General features: G+C 33.3%; 13 protein-coding genes and 1 tRNA gene. 10 read left to right on the top strand and 4 right to left on the bottom strand.

Annotation, left to right across the window (positions count from 1 at the left end; all coding sequences use genetic code 11):
- The first annotated feature begins 42 nt into the window (after positions 1-42).
- From gltB to ACN4EE_RS05770, 7 genes are all read left to right on the top strand, one after another.
- The gene (gene gltB / locus ACN4EE_RS05800) at positions 43-4,704 is read left to right on the top strand and encodes a glutamate synthase large subunit (RefSeq protein WP_431705463.1); all 4,662 of its coding nucleotides are present in this window, start codon (positions 43-45) and stop codon (positions 4,702-4,704) included.
- Positions 4,705-4,811: 107 nt separating this feature from the next.
- Entirely contained in the window at positions 4,812-6,044 is a 1,233-nt protein-coding gene (locus ACN4EE_RS05795; protein ID WP_431705462.1) for a hypothetical protein, read from the top strand.
- A 120-nt stretch (positions 6,045-6,164) separates the two neighbouring features.
- Positions 6,165-6,395 (top strand): hypothetical protein, encoded by a 231-nt coding sequence (locus ACN4EE_RS05790; protein ID WP_431705461.1) that lies wholly within the window; start codon positions 6,165-6,167, stop codon positions 6,393-6,395.
- On the top strand, positions 6,376-6,639 hold the full coding sequence (locus ACN4EE_RS05785) for a type II toxin-antitoxin system RelE family toxin (protein WP_431705460.1): 264 nt from the start codon (positions 6,376-6,378) through the stop codon (positions 6,637-6,639). Before ACN4EE_RS05790 ends, ACN4EE_RS05785 begins: the two co-directional genes overlap by 20 nt.
- A gap of 7 nt (positions 6,640-6,646) precedes the next feature.
- On the top strand, positions 6,647-6,886 hold the full coding sequence (locus ACN4EE_RS05780; RefSeq protein WP_431705459.1) for a DUF6887 family protein: 240 nt from the start codon (positions 6,647-6,649) through the stop codon (positions 6,884-6,886).
- A 17-nt stretch (positions 6,887-6,903) separates the two neighbouring features.
- On the top strand, positions 6,904-8,337 hold the full coding sequence (locus ACN4EE_RS05775) for a site-specific DNA-methyltransferase (protein ID WP_431705458.1): 1,434 nt from the start codon (positions 6,904-6,906) through the stop codon (positions 8,335-8,337).
- A 6-nt stretch (positions 8,338-8,343) separates the two neighbouring features.
- Positions 8,344-9,306, top strand: a complete 963-nt coding sequence (locus ACN4EE_RS05770; RefSeq protein WP_431705457.1) for an AvaI/BsoBI family type II restriction endonuclease — start codon at positions 8,344-8,346, stop codon at positions 9,304-9,306.
- A 293-nt stretch (positions 9,307-9,599) separates the two neighbouring features.
- On the opposite strand, the gene ACN4EE_RS05765 is transcribed toward ACN4EE_RS05770, so the two are convergent.
- Complete coding sequence (locus ACN4EE_RS05765) at positions 9,600-11,987, bottom strand: dynamin family protein (RefSeq protein ID WP_431705456.1); 2,388 nt, start codon at positions 11,985-11,987, stop codon at positions 9,600-9,602.
- Positions 11,988-12,217: 230 nt separating this feature from the next.
- Positions 12,218-13,777, bottom strand: coding sequence for a CheR family methyltransferase (locus tag ACN4EE_RS05760; RefSeq protein ID WP_431705454.1), 1,560 nt, complete (start codon positions 13,775-13,777; stop codon positions 12,218-12,220).
- Positions 13,778-14,118: 341 nt separating this feature from the next.
- Here ACN4EE_RS05760 and ACN4EE_RS05755 point away from each other — a divergent pair, with 341 nt between their 5' ends.
- Positions 14,119-15,024, top strand: a complete 906-nt coding sequence (locus ACN4EE_RS05755; RefSeq protein ID WP_431705453.1) for a S1 RNA-binding domain-containing protein — start codon at positions 14,119-14,121, stop codon at positions 15,022-15,024.
- A gap of 126 nt (positions 15,025-15,150) precedes the next feature.
- Positions 15,151-15,798: a Uma2 family endonuclease gene (locus ACN4EE_RS05750; RefSeq protein WP_431705452.1), complete on the top strand. Its 648-nt coding sequence runs from the start codon at positions 15,151-15,153 to the stop codon at positions 15,796-15,798.
- A 287-nt stretch (positions 15,799-16,085) separates the two neighbouring features.
- Here ACN4EE_RS05750 and ACN4EE_RS05745 read toward each other — a convergent pair whose 3' ends face one another.
- Complete coding sequence (locus ACN4EE_RS05745; RefSeq protein WP_431705451.1) at positions 16,086-16,490, bottom strand: DUF1824 family protein; 405 nt, start codon at positions 16,488-16,490, stop codon at positions 16,086-16,088.
- Positions 16,491-16,627: 137 nt separating this feature from the next.
- Here ACN4EE_RS05745 and ACN4EE_RS05740 point away from each other — a divergent pair.
- Positions 16,628-16,700 (top strand) — tRNA-Arg (locus ACN4EE_RS05740).
- Between the two features lie 13 nt (positions 16,701-16,713).
- On the opposite strand, the gene ACN4EE_RS05735 is transcribed toward ACN4EE_RS05740, so the two are convergent.
- The gene (locus ACN4EE_RS05735) at positions 16,714-17,187 is read right to left on the bottom strand and encodes a TspO/MBR family protein (protein WP_431705504.1); all 474 of its coding nucleotides are present in this window, start codon (positions 17,185-17,187) and stop codon (positions 16,714-16,716) included.
- Positions 17,188-17,246: the final 59 nt, after the last annotated feature.

Genomic DNA, 17,246 nt, shown 5'->3' with positions numbered 1-17,246 from the left:
TTTACATTTGCACGATCGACACCAACAATTTAGGAAGCAATTATGACATATAGTTTAATACCAGAAAAACAAGGATTATACGATCCTCAAAATGAACACGATGCCTGTGGTGTGGGCTTTGTGGTGAATAAATACGGGAAAAAATCCCATGAAATCGTACAACAAGCCTTAACCATTTTAATCAATTTAGATCATAGAGGCGGTTGTGGTGCAGAGCCTAACACTGGCGATGGTGCAGGAATTTTAATGCAGTTACCCCATGAATTTATGGGTAAAGAAGCCCAAAAATTGGGGATTACCTTACCCGAAGTTGGTAGCTATGCCGTAGGGATGATTTTCACTACCCCTGATGAAACCGCTAGATTGAAAGCTAGAGCTTTATTTGAGCAAGTAGTCGCTGAAGAAGGGCAAAAAGTCTTAGGATGGCGTGATGTACCTACGGATAACTCAGATTTGGGTAAAAGTGCCTTAAAATGTGAGCCTTTTGTGCAACAAGTTTTCATCGCTAAAAATCCCGAAATTACTGATAATCTTACCTTTGAGCGTAAATTATTTGTCATCAGAAAACGATCACACGCTGTTATCAAAGCGCCTAAAATTGACGAATATTGGTATCCTGCCACTATTTCTAGTCGTACGATCGTATATAAAGGAATGTTGCGCCCTGAGCAAGTGGGCAAATATTACCTTGATTTGAGTAACCCTGAATTAGAAAGCGCCCTCGCCTTAGTGCATTCTCGTTTTAGTACAAATACATTCCCTAGTTGGGAAAGAGCGCACCCTTATCGCTACATCACCCATAACGGCGAAATCAACACTCTACGGGGTAATACTAACTGGATGCACGCGCGTCAAGCCTTATTTCAATCGGAGTTATTTGGTGACGACATGACAAAAATTCAGCCTATTATCAACATGGATGGTAGCGATTCCCTCATCTTCGATAATGCCTTAGAAATGTTGGTATTAAGTGGGCGCAGTTTACCCCATGCGGTAATGATGATGATTCCTGAGCCTTGGAGTGGACATGAATCCATGAGTGCTGAAAAACGAGCATTTTATCAGTATCATTCCTGTTTAATCGAGCCTTGGGATGGACCAGCTTCGATCGCATTCACCGACGGAAAGCAAATTGGTGCTATACTCGATCGAAACGGTTTACGTCCATCACGCTACACTGTAACTAAAGATGGATTAGTCATCATGGCATCAGAAGCAGGAGTATTGCCCATTGAGCCAGAAAGAGTAGAATCGAAAGGAAGACTGCAACCGGGGCAAATGTTTCTAGTGGATATGGAAGCAGGGCGCATCGTTGCCGATGAAGAAGTCAAGCAACCTATCATCACCCAAAAACCTTATCAACAATGGTTAGACGAACATTTATACACCCTAGAGAAATTACCAACCTCTTCCGTAGAACAGGCTTCTAGCCTGTATAATGATAATCTAATTCCCTTACAACAAGCCTTTGGTTACACCTTTGAAGACTTGCGGATGTTGCTATTACCAATGGCACAAACGGGAGTAGAGTCAGTGGGTGCAATGGGTATTGATACACCTTTAGCGGTATTAAGCGACAAACCCAAACTCCTATACGACTATTTTAAACAACTTTTTGCCCAAGTAACCAACCCACCGATCGACTCTATCAGAGAAGCTATTATCACCTCCGCCGAAACCACTATCGGTAGAGAAGGAAACTTGCTCAATCCTCAACCCGAAAGTTGTCACCTCATCGCCCTCAAAACTCCCATTCTCACAAATGAAGAATTAGCAAAACTGAAAGCACTTACCTCCCCCTTAGACAGCATCCCCCCGTCTTCGACTCCCCCCTTAGTAAGGGGGGCTGGGGGGGATCAAACCCACCAATTCAAAGCTCATACTATCTCAATTTTGTTTAACCCCAAAGATGAGGTAAAAGGCTTAGAAGATGCCCTAGAAGCGATTTTTGCCGAAGCAGATCAAGCAATCAAAGAGGGATGCACCCACCTAATTTTGAGCGATCGAGGAGTGGACTTTAACAATGCCCCCATACCTGCATTACTAGCAGTAGCGGGGTTACATCATCATCTCATCCGTAACGGCACACGAACCCTTGTAGGTTTAATTTTAGAATCAGCAGAGCCTAGAGAGGTACATCATTTCGCTGTGTTGTTAGGCTATGGTTGCGGTGCAATCAATCCCTACCTTGCCTATGAAACCCTTAATCAGATGATTGACGAGAATTTGTTAACAGGAGTTGATTATGATACTGCGGTTTATAACTACATCAAATCCGTAACCAAAGGGGTAATCAAAATTGCCGCCAAGATTGGTATTTCTACCATCCAAAGCTATCGAGGCGCTCAAATTTTTGAAGCTGTGGGCTTAAATAAAAGCATCATTGATAAATACTTTAATCGCACTGCTTCCCGTTTACAAGGAGTTGATTTAGAAGTCATCGCCAAAGAAACGATTATGCGTCATAGCCACGCTTTCCCCGACAGACAAGTCAATGGTCACACATTAGAAGTGGGAGGAGAATATCAATGGCGTAAAGACGGCGAATCACATCTGTTTAACCCTCAAACTATTCACACCTTACAACAGGCAGTGCAACTGGGAGATTATCAACTATTTAAGAAGTATTCCCAGATGATTAATGATGATGGTAAACAATATTTCCGTTTGCGTGACTTATTGGAGTTTAAACAACGGGAGTCTATTCCTATCGAAGAAGTAGAGTCGATCGAAAACATCATGAAGCGCTTTAAAACAGGTGCAATGAGTTACGGTTCGATTTCTAAAGAAGCCCATGAGTCTTTGGCGATCGCCATGAATCGTATTGGCGGTAAATCTAACACAGGGGAAGGAGGAGAAGACCCAGAGCGCTATACTTGGACTAATGAGCAAGGAGACTCGAAAAATAGTGCTATCAAACAGGTAGCTAGTGGGCGTTTTGGTGTCACCAGTCTTTACTTATCCCAAGCTAAAGAGATTCAAATTAAAATGGCGCAAGGTGCGAAACCGGGTGAAGGTGGACAATTACCGGGTAAAAAAGTCTATCCTTGGATTGCAAAGGTGCGTTACTCTACCCCCGGCGTCGGTTTAATTTCTCCTCCTCCTCACCATGATATTTACTCCATTGAAGACTTAGCGGAGTTAATCCACGACTTGAAAAACGCTAATCGCAACGCTCGTATTAACGTTAAATTAGTGTCAGAAGTGGGAGTAGGTACGATCGCATCGGGAGTAGCTAAGGCAAAAGCGGATGTAGTCTTAATCTCAGGCTATGACGGAGGCACGGGGGCTTCTCCTCGCACATCTATTAAACACGCAGGATTGCCTTGGGAATTAGGATTAGCAGAAACTCATCAAACTCTGTTATTAAATAACCTCCGTAGTCGTATTGTTGTCGAAACCGATGGGCAAATGAAAACAGGGCGAGATATTGCGATCGCAACTCTCTTAGGTGCTGAAGAATACGGCTTTTCTACCGCCCCCTTAGTTACTTTGGGATGTATCATGATGCGTGTTTGTCATTTGAATACTTGCCCTGTGGGAGTTGCTACCCAAAATCCCGAACTTCGTGCTAAATTTACAGGTGATCCTGCTTATACTGTCAATTTCATGAAATTTATCGCTCAAGAAATGCGGGAAATTATGGCTGAATTGGGCTTCCGCACGGTGGATGAGATGGTAGGACGTACTGATGTATTAGAACCCAAAGGTGCGATCGAGCATTGGAAAGCTAAAGGTATCGATATTTCGCCCATCCTTTATCAACCTAATGTTGATCCTAACACTCCTCGTCATTGTACCATCAAACAGGATCACGGTTTAGATCAATCCCTCGATATTACTACTCTATTAGATTTGTGTAAGGGTTCGATCGAGCATGGAGAAAAAGTTAAAGCCACCTTACCTATCAAAAACATTAACCGTGTGGTAGGCACAATCTTAGGTAACGAGATTACCAAGAAATACTGGGAAGGCTTACCCGAAGATACCGTGCATTTGCATTTCGTCGGTAGTGCAGGACAAAGTTTAGGGGCATTTGTACCAAAAGGAGTCACCCTTGAGTTAGAAGGAGACGCTAATGACTATATCGGGAAAGGCTTAAGCGGGGGTAAAATCATCGTTTATCCCGACAAAAAAGCCACCTTTGAAGCGGATGAGAATATCATCGTCGGTAACGTAGCCTTGTATGGTGCAACCAGTGGTGAGGCTTATATTTCAGGGGTTGCAGGAGAGCGTTTCTGTGTGCGTAACTCTGGTGTAACCGCCGTTGTGGAAGGCGTGGGCGATCATGGTTGCGAATACATGACAGGGGGTAAAGTGGTTATCATCGGTAAAACTGGGCGTAACTTTGCCGCAGGAATGAGTGGCGGTGTTGCCTATATCTTTGATGAAACAGGAAATTTTGCGACTCATTGCAATACGGAGATGGTTGGTTTAGAAACCCTTTCTGATGCCTCAGAGATAGCGGAAATCAAACAATTAATTGTCAAACATCAACAATTTACTAATAGTAAAAAAGCTCAAAAAGTCCTCGATAATTGGGAGGAAAATATCGGTAAATTTGTGAAAGTAATGCCAAGAGATTATAAACGAGTTTTACAGGCGCTAAAAAGTGCGATCGACTCTGGTTTAACAGGGGATGAAGCCTTAAACGCAGCCTTTGAAGCTAACTCTCAAGATGTAGCCCGTGTCGGCGGAAGTTAAATAGTAGGGTGGGCATTGCCCACCTTTTTTATTATGATTAAATATGATAAAAATATAATTTGTTGTCTATTTTTACTAACAAAATTATCTTATTACACAATAAAAAAATGAAAAAAGCCTATCATATATCTTCAGGAAAATTAATAAATGCCGAAGATGCTCAATATAATCAATACTATGGTGTTTTTCAATGTCCTTCTTGTAAGTCTATTGTTACCCTAAGAAAAGGTTATGAAACATCAAATGGAAAGATAATTTCTCCTAGTTTTGTTCATCCTAAAGATGCTGATAATAATTGTTCATTACGAGAAAATTGGGGTGAATTAAACCCTGTTAATATTAATTTAAGTTTTGATTCAAAAGGACAAAATATTAAGTACTTAAACAAATATTTAATAAATGCTGTAAAATCTTTTATTCGTCATAATGCTGAAGATATTAGAGTCAAAATTATTAGTAAAGAAGAATACTTAATAAAATGTGGGACTAAAGATCAATTCTTTTCATATATAAAGAATCATAAAGAAGAATACTCTGTAAAAGAAGATAAAGATATAGAGCTACTTTATAATTATTATAATTCTCAATTTAATTACGAATCATTAGAAATAACTCCTGAAAAAATTGCTAAAACGAGACAAAGAGAAAGACAAATAAAAAATTTTGATGATCAATATAAGAAGAAATTTAAAACCATACAATTTGATTTTTTTAATATTTATTTATATCCACAATCACAGCATTTATTACTGCAAACAGCAACATTAATTATTGATAAATTAAAAGAAAAAGATGAATTTTTAAAATTTCATTCTATTGTAGAATTTAAACAATTTTTAGTAGAATACCGTTCCGTAATTAAAAATAATAATCATATATCTTTGAAGGAGATATTATTTATACCTTTTAATATACCTGATAATTTTTGCGAAAAATATAATGTTAAGAATGATTTAATAAGAGACATTAATAAAAAAGATATAATTATAAAAATTATGAAAGAAAAACATTATCAAGTTTTTAGAGATATTTCTATATTGCTACCACGTTTAAAACCAGAAGTAATTATCAAGTTATTAAAATTAATTACATTGACGGAGGAATTTCGTATTTTAGAAAATAAATATTTTTTTCTGATTCATCATAATTATGATAATCCTATCTTTGATATTAAGACAGAAAAGCCAAAAGATTTTTTTTATAAACTATACAACAACAAATTAACAAAGGAAAAAAAATCATTTATAGAAGAATTTACTTATTTATTATTAGAAACTCTAGCATATATGGACTGGGTAGAACTCTTGTACGAATGGACAGAAAGTCATAAACAGTCATAATATTTAAGCAAAGTTTTAAGCTAATCAGTTGAGGAGGTTCGATCAAGCAGAGCCACTTCACGATCGAACCCCTTAAAAGATTAACTATAATTTAGATGGTACTAAAAATTAGAAATTAAAATGCGATCGACAAATACCTTAACAATAAATCAAGAAAAAAAACTTTCCTTGCAATATATTACCAATCAGGAAGGGGAAAAAATTGCGGTTATTTTGCCTATTGAAGAATTTGAAGAATTACTGATGGATATAGAAGATTTAAAAGATATTTATGAAAGAAAAAATGAAGAGTTGACAGATCATAAAGACTTTATTGAAGAATTGAAAAGTGATGGATTATTACCAAATTAAGTGGACTAATAGTGCTAAAAAAGAACTTAAAAAGTTAGATAAAAATATTATTCCTCGTTTAATTAGTGCGGTTGAAGAATTAGCACAAAATCCTTATCCTCAAGGAGTTAAAAAACTTGTTAATTCTGACAATAATTATCGAATTAGAGTGGGAGATTATCGCATAATTTATGAAATAAAATCTTCAGTACTTATCATCTATATTATCAAAGTTGGTAATCGTCAAAGTGTTTATAAAAAGTGAAATAACGATGCGATCGAAATGGAGACTGGCAATTTATATGATTAAACCTGATTTTACTACTATGAATAAAGAAGAATTACGTCAATATGTGATCCAAAATCAAGGGGATAAAGAGGCGTTTTATCAATATGTCGATCGACTAAAAAGTAATTCTAATGAGCAAATATATTCTCATTCTCTTTCTGTCAACGAGATAGAAAAAGTTATTACTAACTATGTTCAAAATCATCAAATTCATACTAATTAAACCAAGTTATAAATTAAATGCTTATATCTAATGTCAGTATATCATCCCAGCAATTAAATACTCAAATAGAAAAAATAAGAGAACTAGATTTATCATTGTTTAAACACTATCAAAAACAAATTTTTATCGATCGAAATCTTAGTCGTAAACTGGTTAGTTTTCAAGGAAATAAAGATTTAAAATATTATCGTTGGTATAAATATAAAGAGGCTTTTTCCGCTTCCTTAGTCGAATATCTTTTTAATCAATATAATATAAATGCTGATAAATTTCTCGATCCTTTTGCTGGTAGTGGAACAGCATTATTTGCTTGTTCTGACTTAGGAATTATCGCTGATGGTATAGAATTATTACCTATTGGACAAAAAATTATCGAAGCTAATATTATTGCTAGAAAGGCAAGTAAAAACTATTTAATTAATACTTTAAATAAATGGCTTAATGATAAAAAATGGAATCAAGAAGGAGGAATAAAAACTTTTGAAATTTTCCCGATAACTGAGAACGCCTACAGCATAGAAAATGAGCATAAAATTAAACGTTATTTGTATGAATTAGACAAAGAAAAAGAGGAAGTTAGAGATATTTTAATATTGGCTTTATTATCCATTTTAGAGTCTATTAGTTATACGAGAAAAGATGGTCAATATTTACGCTGGGATTATCGATCGAACCGCACAAAAGGAAGTAAAATATTTGATAAAGGTATTATTTTATCCTTTGATATGGCTATTACAGAAAAGTTAAAAGAAATTAGAGAAGATATAATGAATAGTAATCAAAATAATGATTTATTATCTTTGCTATATCCTAATAAAAATTCAGGTAAAATTAATTTACTAAAAGGTTCTTGTTTAGATATTTTACCGACGATTAAATCTAATAGTTATACGGGAATTATTACTTCTCCTCCTTATTGCAATCGCTATGATTATACTAGAACTTATGCTTTAGAGTTGGCAATTTTAGGAGTTAAACAAGATGAATTAAGCCAATTAAGACAACAAATGTTAAGTTGTACTGTAGAAAATAAAAATAAAGAGTTATTATCTTTTAATGGTGAGTGGAAAAGGGCGATCGAGGTTTGTGATAAGATGCCATTATTAAGAGAAATATTAAACTATTTAGAAGATAAAAAAAATAAGGGAGAATTAAATAATAATGGTATTGTCAGAATGATAAGAGGATATTTTTATGAAATGTGTTGCGTTATCCAAGAATGTTATAGAATCTTAAAAGAAGATAGTTTAATGTTTATGGTTAATGATAATGTTAGATATGCAGGAATATCAATTTCGCTTGATTTAATTCTATCTAATATTGCTGAAAATTTGGGTTTTAAAATTGCAAAAATATTAGTTTTACCTAACAAAAAAGGTAATAGTTCACAACAGATGGATACTTATGGAAAAGATGAACTAAGAAAATGTATTTATATTTGGAGAAAATAACAATTAATGACTTACAAAAATCATTTAGAATCCTTTGAATCTTTGATTACCTCTTATGAAGAAACTCGCTCAGGTTTTATTGCTTTAGCTTTAGAAAAAAATAGACAAGCAACACCTTTAATTGAAGAAGCAAAAGTTTTAAAGTCGATCGCACAAGAAGCCAAAAATCCGAAAGATTTATTGAATTTTACTCAAATATATAATTCTTTAATTACTGCTTCGGGAATTTCAGAAAAAGCGAGTAAATATTTAGATAATGAAGATAAAAAAGAAGCAATAAAAAGTTTAATTGATAATTTTTTAGAACCTGCTGGATTATCATTTGTTGATGAATTAGTCTATCGATTCTTACTTAGTAAAGGTGATTCTTTAGGTGGAATTATGAGAAACTTAGGGGGCAAAATAGGAGAATGGAAATTTACCAGAATATTATTATCTACTCTATTTATTTTGGGAATTGATTTTCAATATTTAGATGCCAACACTAAAACATGGTTCGTTGCTAATAATGAGTTAGATTTGGAGAAAAAAGTTAAAGGCTTATATTGGAATAGTAATAATAATCACCGAATTTTACTATATAATTTAAACATTCCTATCGTTAATAAAAATGTTGATTTATCTTTACTAAATGCTTCTCCTGATGAAATAGTTTTAACAAAAAGTAAAGCACAATCTGCTCATTATAACGCTGAAAAATTCATTGGATTAGGGGAATTAAAAGGAGGAATTGATCCTGCTGGTGCTGATGAACATTGGAAAACAGCTAACTCTGCTTTAAATCGAATTAGAAATAGTTTTTCTCAGTGTAATTATTATCCTAATACATTTTTTATTGGAGCAGCGATCGAATCTGCTATGGCAAAAGAAATTTATCAACAATTGGAAACTAAAACTTTAAATAATTGTGCTAATTTAACGAATGAAAATCATGTTGTTTCCTTGTGTAATTGGTTAATCAACCTTTAAACTTGAAAATCATAATCAATGTAAACAATATTTAAACAAGGTTTTATGATAATAAGTGAGGAGGCTCGATCTCTTCTTCTGTATTCCAGCGTAAACTTATTTAACGCTAAACTATAATTTAATTAATTCTCGAAAATTCACAGAATTTATGACTGTACTTTAGACGAATAAAATATTGCAAGACAATAAGTATGATCAATAGCAAATAAAAAATATATTTGTCTATGAGTTTTCTCTTCTTTTCGATCTACTGAAGTTGGGTTTTATTTTGTTTACCCAACTTACTTTAAGTTTTATTCCTGAATGTCAATTAAGGGTAATTTTCGTTCATAAACTTGCATGGCTTCTAAGCAATTATTAATATTAGAAATCATCTCATTATAAGTAAGAGAATCCTCTTTAATTTCTTCCATTAATTGTTGATTATAGGCTAATTTTTCTTGCACTTCTTGTTCTAAATTTTCCTCCATATTTTCCCTTGCTAAATCATATTGCTCTAAAATATTTTCTTGAATTGTCTGCGCTAAGGGCAATAAATTTGTCTTGAGGGTATTGTTAATAGATTGTGGAAAATCAGTAGTAATTGTTTTGTGTACTTTTGGCTCAAAGTCCAGTTTTAAGAGTTGACGAATAGCAGGTTCAGCTTGTACGATCGAGGATACATCATAGGTTTGAGATGTCTGTTTTAATGTCTCCCGAAATTGATAAATGGAAAATGTACCTTCACTATAAAACTGAGATGTTTCTCGTACATATCGATCGCACTCTGTAGTGGCAACCGTTTTCAATCCATAATATAAATTATTTTCTAAAAGATTGAATTGATTTTCAATGCCACTATCATTACCTAATAAACGATAAAGTTGACGGTAACAATCCTGTTGACGAATATCAAGAATTAAATTAGTAATAAGGTTTTTTACTAAGTCTTTTAATTCCTCAATTAACACATCTTCAAGAGAATTAGAAAGATAATATAATGCCTCCACTAAAACCGCAATTAATGGTGCTGTGGAGTTTCTAGGGTGTGTTTTGACTGCTAAACTATAGGTATCGGTAACGGAAAATGTTTGTAATAATTGATCAAGATGATTAACAAAACGGGAACTCATTTTCTTAAAATCTTGGTTAAATAACTTATTTTCTTTGTTAACAATTTGGTTAGTTTGTTCTTTGATATAATGATAAAATTCATCGCCAATTTGTTGTAATTGAGTGTTTAAACGAGCTAATTCTTGTTGCTTCATCGTCTCAATTTCTTGAGGTTGACTAATTAAATCCGTTTGTTTATTTTGATAAAACTTCTTAATTGCGATACAAATAGGTTGTAAATCATCGGCTAAATTAGTGAATAATTGAGGGCGTTTTTCTTCTGTTAAATAACGAGTAATTTCATATTTAAAATTCTCAATACCACTATCATTAATTAACTGATCAATTAAAGGTACTCCCCACTCTCCTAATATTCTTAAATAGTTTTGATTTGGGGTATCGTAACCATGAACAGAAACTTTAAAATTAGTACGGGTTAATTTACCAGAATTGGCACAGTAATTATTAAATTCACTGATGAATTGAGGGGTTTCTTCTTCTCCTCCTAACTCTTTAATGCTATCCTGAAATATACTATCTAATCCGTATCGATCGTTAAAGGAAGTTTGCTTAATTTGTGTGCCATAAAAGCCTAATAATCCACTGGTTTTATAAACTCGATTTGTGTGGTTAAATTCTGTAGCAATTAAATGCTCTAATCGTTGTCTTAATTGTCCAGAATACCACGTTTCATCGATGCGATTAAAGACATAAAAAACTCGATCTCTAATAGCAGGATTAGACTTAATTTTTTCTAATAAATCTGTTTCTGCTTGGGTTAAATCTCCCGCCGAAGCTGGTTTTAAAACACATACCACGAGGGAAGTATCAGGATTTTCGATTTTATCATAGGCTAACTTGGCATCTTTTTGAATGGGCGCATCGATGCCGGGTAAGTCAACTAACACGTTTCCATCTTCGAGGAGGGGATGATTACAATAATAATCAAGACGTTTTAACACCGCAGAATTTTTGCCTCGACGAGCGTAAGTTGCCGCTTCTGTGAGATTATTAAAGTTAAACTGCCCCATGGAATAAGTAGCGTTGCTATCCTCTCTGATTTTGTCTTTGTTGTCTTCAAAACCTTCTAACAATAGTTTCAACGCATTGGCTTGTTTAGCGGTTTCTGACTTGTTAATTCCCCCTTCTTGAGCGATAATTTGTTCAGCTTGTTTCTTTAACTGTTCGATTACATGGGCTTGATTAACGTAAATATCTGTCAAGTTGATGTTGAGTCGCTTAGAAATATAAAGTATTTGTTCTAAGATTTCTTTTTCACTGAGAAACGTTAGTACTACTTTTTCTTGCTCTGGAGGAGCGTATTCAATGTAACATTCAATACCTGTAGCGTGTCCTTCTGCACTATATAATAATTCACGTCCAAGTATAGCATTGATCAGCATAGATTTTCCTGCACTAAATGCCCCTGCAAAGACTATTTCAAAACGGGGTGAAATGGCTTTTCTGACACTGGTTTCTAGTTGCGAGGTGTTTTGGTGCGATCGAAGTTCAGGGTTTTTCTGGAGTAATTCAAGGATTTGATTGACTTGGGAAGCCAAGTTGGCACATTGGGGATGAATTTTTGTCATGAGATGATAGTTTGATAAATATGTCTATTACTATCATATAACTTTTATTCTTATAGATTTCTAAATAAAACATTAAGAAAAATTCCTTTTGTGTAAGATTAATTTAATCGAGTACACTGCACAACAAAATATGAATGTTTTGTCGGGTTACGTTATCACTAACCCAACCTACAAATTTGCTGTATTTTGCAATTAAAGGAAGAAAGCAGTTGTTCAAAGAAGCTAAAATACTAAATTGTAAGACGAGTTTTTAATTCTTCTTTTAATTGTGATACGGTTAAGTTATCCAATTCAGGAATAACTTTTGTATCAGGTAGTTTATTCAATACTTCCCCTAAATTTTTCCACATTTTTTGGCTTAAAGAAACTTCATTTTCTATTTGATAAATATTAGCTAATTCAACATAAGCTGGAATAAAGTTAGCATCTAAATAAATAATTTTTTTCAATAGTTTCTTACTTTCTTCTAAATCCCCATTAGCATCGGCTAAGTGACTTAAAATATAATGGGGATATACCGCAAAGGAATCGATTTTTAAGGCTAAATTACAATATTTTTCTGCTTCTAAATAATCTCCCGTATTGGCATAAATTTCTGCCATCATTTGATAGGGTAAAATATTTTTGGGATATTGTTCAATTAATTTTTGGGTATTTTCGATCGAACTTTTATAAGACTTTTCTTTGATTAATTTTTGTGTTTCAATAAATAATAGGTTTTCTTCGATATTTTGAGGTACTTGTAAAGATGTTTTGGGAGCATTATTGATAATATTAGGTTGTTTAGGTTCGAGCGAACTTGCAAAATTATTGAAAGGTAACGGTTTTATTTCTGGAATAGAAATAGGAGAAAGAGGTAAAATATTATTATTTGGCGAGTTATAAATTTTTGTTTCTTCTTGATTATTTTTTGGTAAAGAAACAGAAGAATATTTTTGATTGACTAAACTAGGATCATAAATATAAATTAACGATTCGGGAAAACTTTTTGCCTCAAATTGTGTTATTTTAGAACTGTCAACTTCAGCATGACCTGTCATTAAAAATCCCGATATTTTAAGGATATTTTTAAATTTATTTACTACTTTTTGAATAGACTCTGCATCAAAATAAATAAACACATTACGACAGATAATTAAATCCACATTATCAGGAGGAGGATTAAGTTGATCCCATGAATCATTGACTAAATTAAAATGCTGAAATCTGACCATTTTTTTATACTCTGGTAGAATTTCATAATGATCATTGTGATACTTAAAATAACTATCTTTTTTTTCTTGAGGCATACTACGCAATGACCAAGAACCATAAACACCTTTTTGTGCCTTCTCTAAAGCCTCTAAATTAACGTCTAAACCAGAAATTTTAATATTCCATTCATGGACATTTTCAGTAATTTCTTTGAGTAAAATTGCGAGGGAATAAACTTCTTCTCCCGTCGAACAACCAGCACTAACAATATTAATATTTCTAGTAGAATTATTTTTCTTAATTAATTTAGGTAAAATATAGTTTTGTAGGATTTGAATTTGTCCTTTATCTCTAAAAAAATAGCTTTCTAAATTGGTTAATACTATGGCTAATTTTTGCCATTCTTCTCGACATCTGCGAGTGTTTTCTGTTAAAAGTTCATAGTATTCTGATGCTGAATATAGTTTATTAACTTCTATTCTTTGATTAATATTTTGAGAAAAATTTTTTAAGTCTTTAGGGCGAATACTAATACCCATTTTTTGATTAATTAACTGCAAAAATTTATCTTTATATTCTTCGGATATATTAGTCATATTTAATTAAATATTTTTAGAAATTTGAATAGATATTTTGTTTCTCAATCTTAATATAATCTCAAAAATAAAAAATAGTGCGAAATCAAAGAATATTGGATTGAGATAAGCTATATTAAGAAATATGAAGCAGAATAGGTTAATGAATATTATACTTAGAACTTTGAAATTTTAGACACTAAATAGCAAATAATACCGAATTTTGCATCTTGGCTTGGGTTTTGTGTCTTATAAATTGCTAAACCATAAAAAAGTTTTGTAATAATTTTTTTCACCCTAAGACAGAAACTACTATAATAAAAAAGATTCGTTTCATGAAGTGATTTTTTATTTAATTAATTATGACCGCTAATTCTAACCCCTCCGAGCAAAAAACCCCCTTTTCAATGGATGATTTTGCTAAAGCCTTAGAACAGGAACAATACGATTATCATTTTAATAAGGGTGATATTGTCAAGGGTAAAGTGTTTCAATATGATTCTAGTGGTGTTTATGTGGACATTGGCGGTAAATCTCCGGGTTTTGTGCCTCTTAGTGAAGCCTCATGGCAAAATATGACTAATGTGGCAGATGTTTTACCCCTTCAACAAGAATTTGAATTTTTGATTATAAAAGAGCAAGACTCTGAAGGACAAGTGAAGTTGTCTCGTCGTCAATTATTTATCGAACAAGCATGGGATAATTTAGCAGAAGTGCAAGAAAAGGGTAAAGTTGTAGAAATGTTGGTAACGGGAGTTAACCGAGGGGGTGTTATTGGACAAGTGGATGGTTTGAAAGCGTTTATACCTCGATCGCACCTAATCGAAAAGGATGATTTTGAGAAGTTAATCGATCAATCTTTAAAGGCTAATGTACTACAAATCGATCGACCCCAAAATAAAATCGTTTTGACTCAAAGAAATATCGCTCGATCGAGTGCTATGCAGAACTTACAAGAAGGTGAATTAGTACAAGGTAAGATAGTAAAAATGCAACCTTACGGAGTATTTGTGGACTTTGGCGGAGTAGCGGGATTATTACATATTAAACAAATTAGTGAAGGACAAATTAGTTCTTTGAGTAACTTATTCAAAATTGGCGATGAAATCAAGGTAGTTATATTAGAGATTGACGAGATGAAAAATCGTATTTCCTTATCGACAAAAGTATTGGAAAACTATCCGGGGGAATTTCTGGAGAAAAGAGAGTTAGTGATGGAAACCGCCGAAGCCAGATTAGCAGAGAAAAAAGCCAAATCCGCCAGTTAAAATTCATTTGCAAAGTGTGTATTTTATTCCCTTGTAGGGGTTGAATACTATCAACCCTTATAGATTAACCCTTATTGATATATTAAGCCTGTTGAAAGTAATGATAGATTGAGGAATATAAAAATTATGACAACCGCAGTTTTAACTCCATCCATTGTCGCCGATGATGTCTTTAATCTTGAGGGTATTAGCTGGGATACTTATATGAGTCTTTGGCAAGACTTAAGTGAAAGTCGCCGTCTAAAATTAACTTATTATCATGGTAATTTAGAAATTATGTCACCTTCTCCTGAGCATGAATATTATAAAAGAATTATTGGACGTTTTATAGAAACTTTAGCGGAAGAATTAGACATTAATATATCCCCCCTAGGCTCGACTACTTTTAAACTATTGGGATATGGTGGAGCTGAACCTGATGATTGTTTTTATATAGAAAATATTGATTTAATTAGAAACGTTAAAAAGTTTAAACCCGATGAAGCAATACCCCCAGATTTAATTTTAGAAATTGACTTAATTTCACCATCTAATGAGCGTTTAAAGATTTATCAAGAGTTAGGAGTAAAAGAAGTTTGGGTTTATACCCGTGACGGTTTACAAATTTTACAACTCAAAAATAATGAGTATATTCAAGCAGAAAATAGCATAATTTTTCCTAATTTACCTTTATTAGAAATCGATAATTTTATGACACAATTAGATTCGATCGACTACTTAGATTTAGTTAAAATGTTTCGTCAATGGGTAAGAGAAAAAATCCATAAGGATTAAAATATATTCAGCAAACCCTATTATTTGTTATTTCTTGACTGAGTATAATTAATTTTGTGATAAAGGGCATTGTCTAGGGTGTTTTGTATGGTTATTTTATGCTTGTTTGTTCTATTTGTTTTTGCTTTAACTCAAATTAGTTTTAATATAATTACCGTTTCTTTCTTTGATTTATTTAGTTCGATAGGTAATTATTTTTGGCTTTTTTTATTGGGTATAATCATCATTTTTATCGCTTGGTGTTTTGATGATTATTAATTTTTTATACACTTTTCAAAAGTTGTTAATTAAAGGAACAAATCTAAAGGAAAATGTCCATAAGTTCCCACAATTTTATCGTTAAAATCAGCAAAAATAGTAACTAAAACTCCTCGATAGTCTCCGCTATAATCACTGATATTATAGGCTTTTCTTTCCGTACTAAATTTCAAATATACTGGTTTATGAGTTAATGATATATCTTTAGTTATATCATCTTCGTGTCCTAATGCTAATAAATAACTGTTTAAACTATTTAACGCTTCTTGAGGGGAAGATGCACAAATACCAAAATTTTGATCATCGGATAAACTTACAATTAATTTTAATGCCTCCTGTAACCTCAATTTTTCTTCCTCTGATTCGATGATTTTAACATCAATACAGCTAAATTCTTTTAATAATTTTAATGCTTGATCTATTTCTAACGTCATATTTTTTGAGAGAATTTTTAATAGGTTAAGTTCGATCGAGCAGTATCATTTTTTTCGATCGACATAATTATATAATAATTTCAGTGATCATAAAGTTAATAACTGTGGTAAAATTAAATTTACTATGGGTTAATATTGGGTGCGTAGCTCAGGGGATAGAGCACCAGATTCCGGTTCTGGGTGTCGGAGGTTCGATTCCTCCCGTACTCGTCACACATAATCATTAAATAGCATCACGATTTAAAGGTATCATAGCCCAAGTAACATAAGTTCCGATGGGACTCCATAAAAGATATGGTATGAGTAGATATAGTGCCGATTTATTGGTAAAAAATACCAATCCTGCCAAGATTAAACCAAGGAAAAAGCCTCCTCCGCCAATGAATACCCCCACTAATAAACTGCGAAAGGCACACATTACCCTCGTATAAGCTAAAATCGCTACTTCTAAACCAAGATAAAGAGTCATTAAAAGGATTTTTTTGCCCATATTTATATCCGTATCCCAAATGATACTGGCGGATAAAATCAGACAAACAAAAATGAAAATCCAAATAAAGGGAATAGCAAATTCAATGGTTAACCATGACGGACGTTTTAACCGCAAAAACCAACGAAAATCATCGCTAGGAATGCGATTAATCAAGAAACTTACTAAAAATGCGATCGAACCAATTACTAACCAAGAGGGTATCATGTGGGAGACTAGGAGACAGGTGGAAGAGAGAGGGGGGAGAGGGGGAAGAGGGGGAAGAG

The sequence above is a fragment of the Geminocystis sp. CENA526 genome (assembly GCF_050753365.1).
In the GTDB taxonomy this organism is placed as follows: Bacteria; Cyanobacteriota; Cyanobacteriia; order Cyanobacteriales; family Cyanobacteriaceae; genus Geminocystis.
The sequence above is the reverse complement of the archived record's forward strand: the minus strand, read 5'-3'. Positions and strand labels throughout refer to the sequence as shown.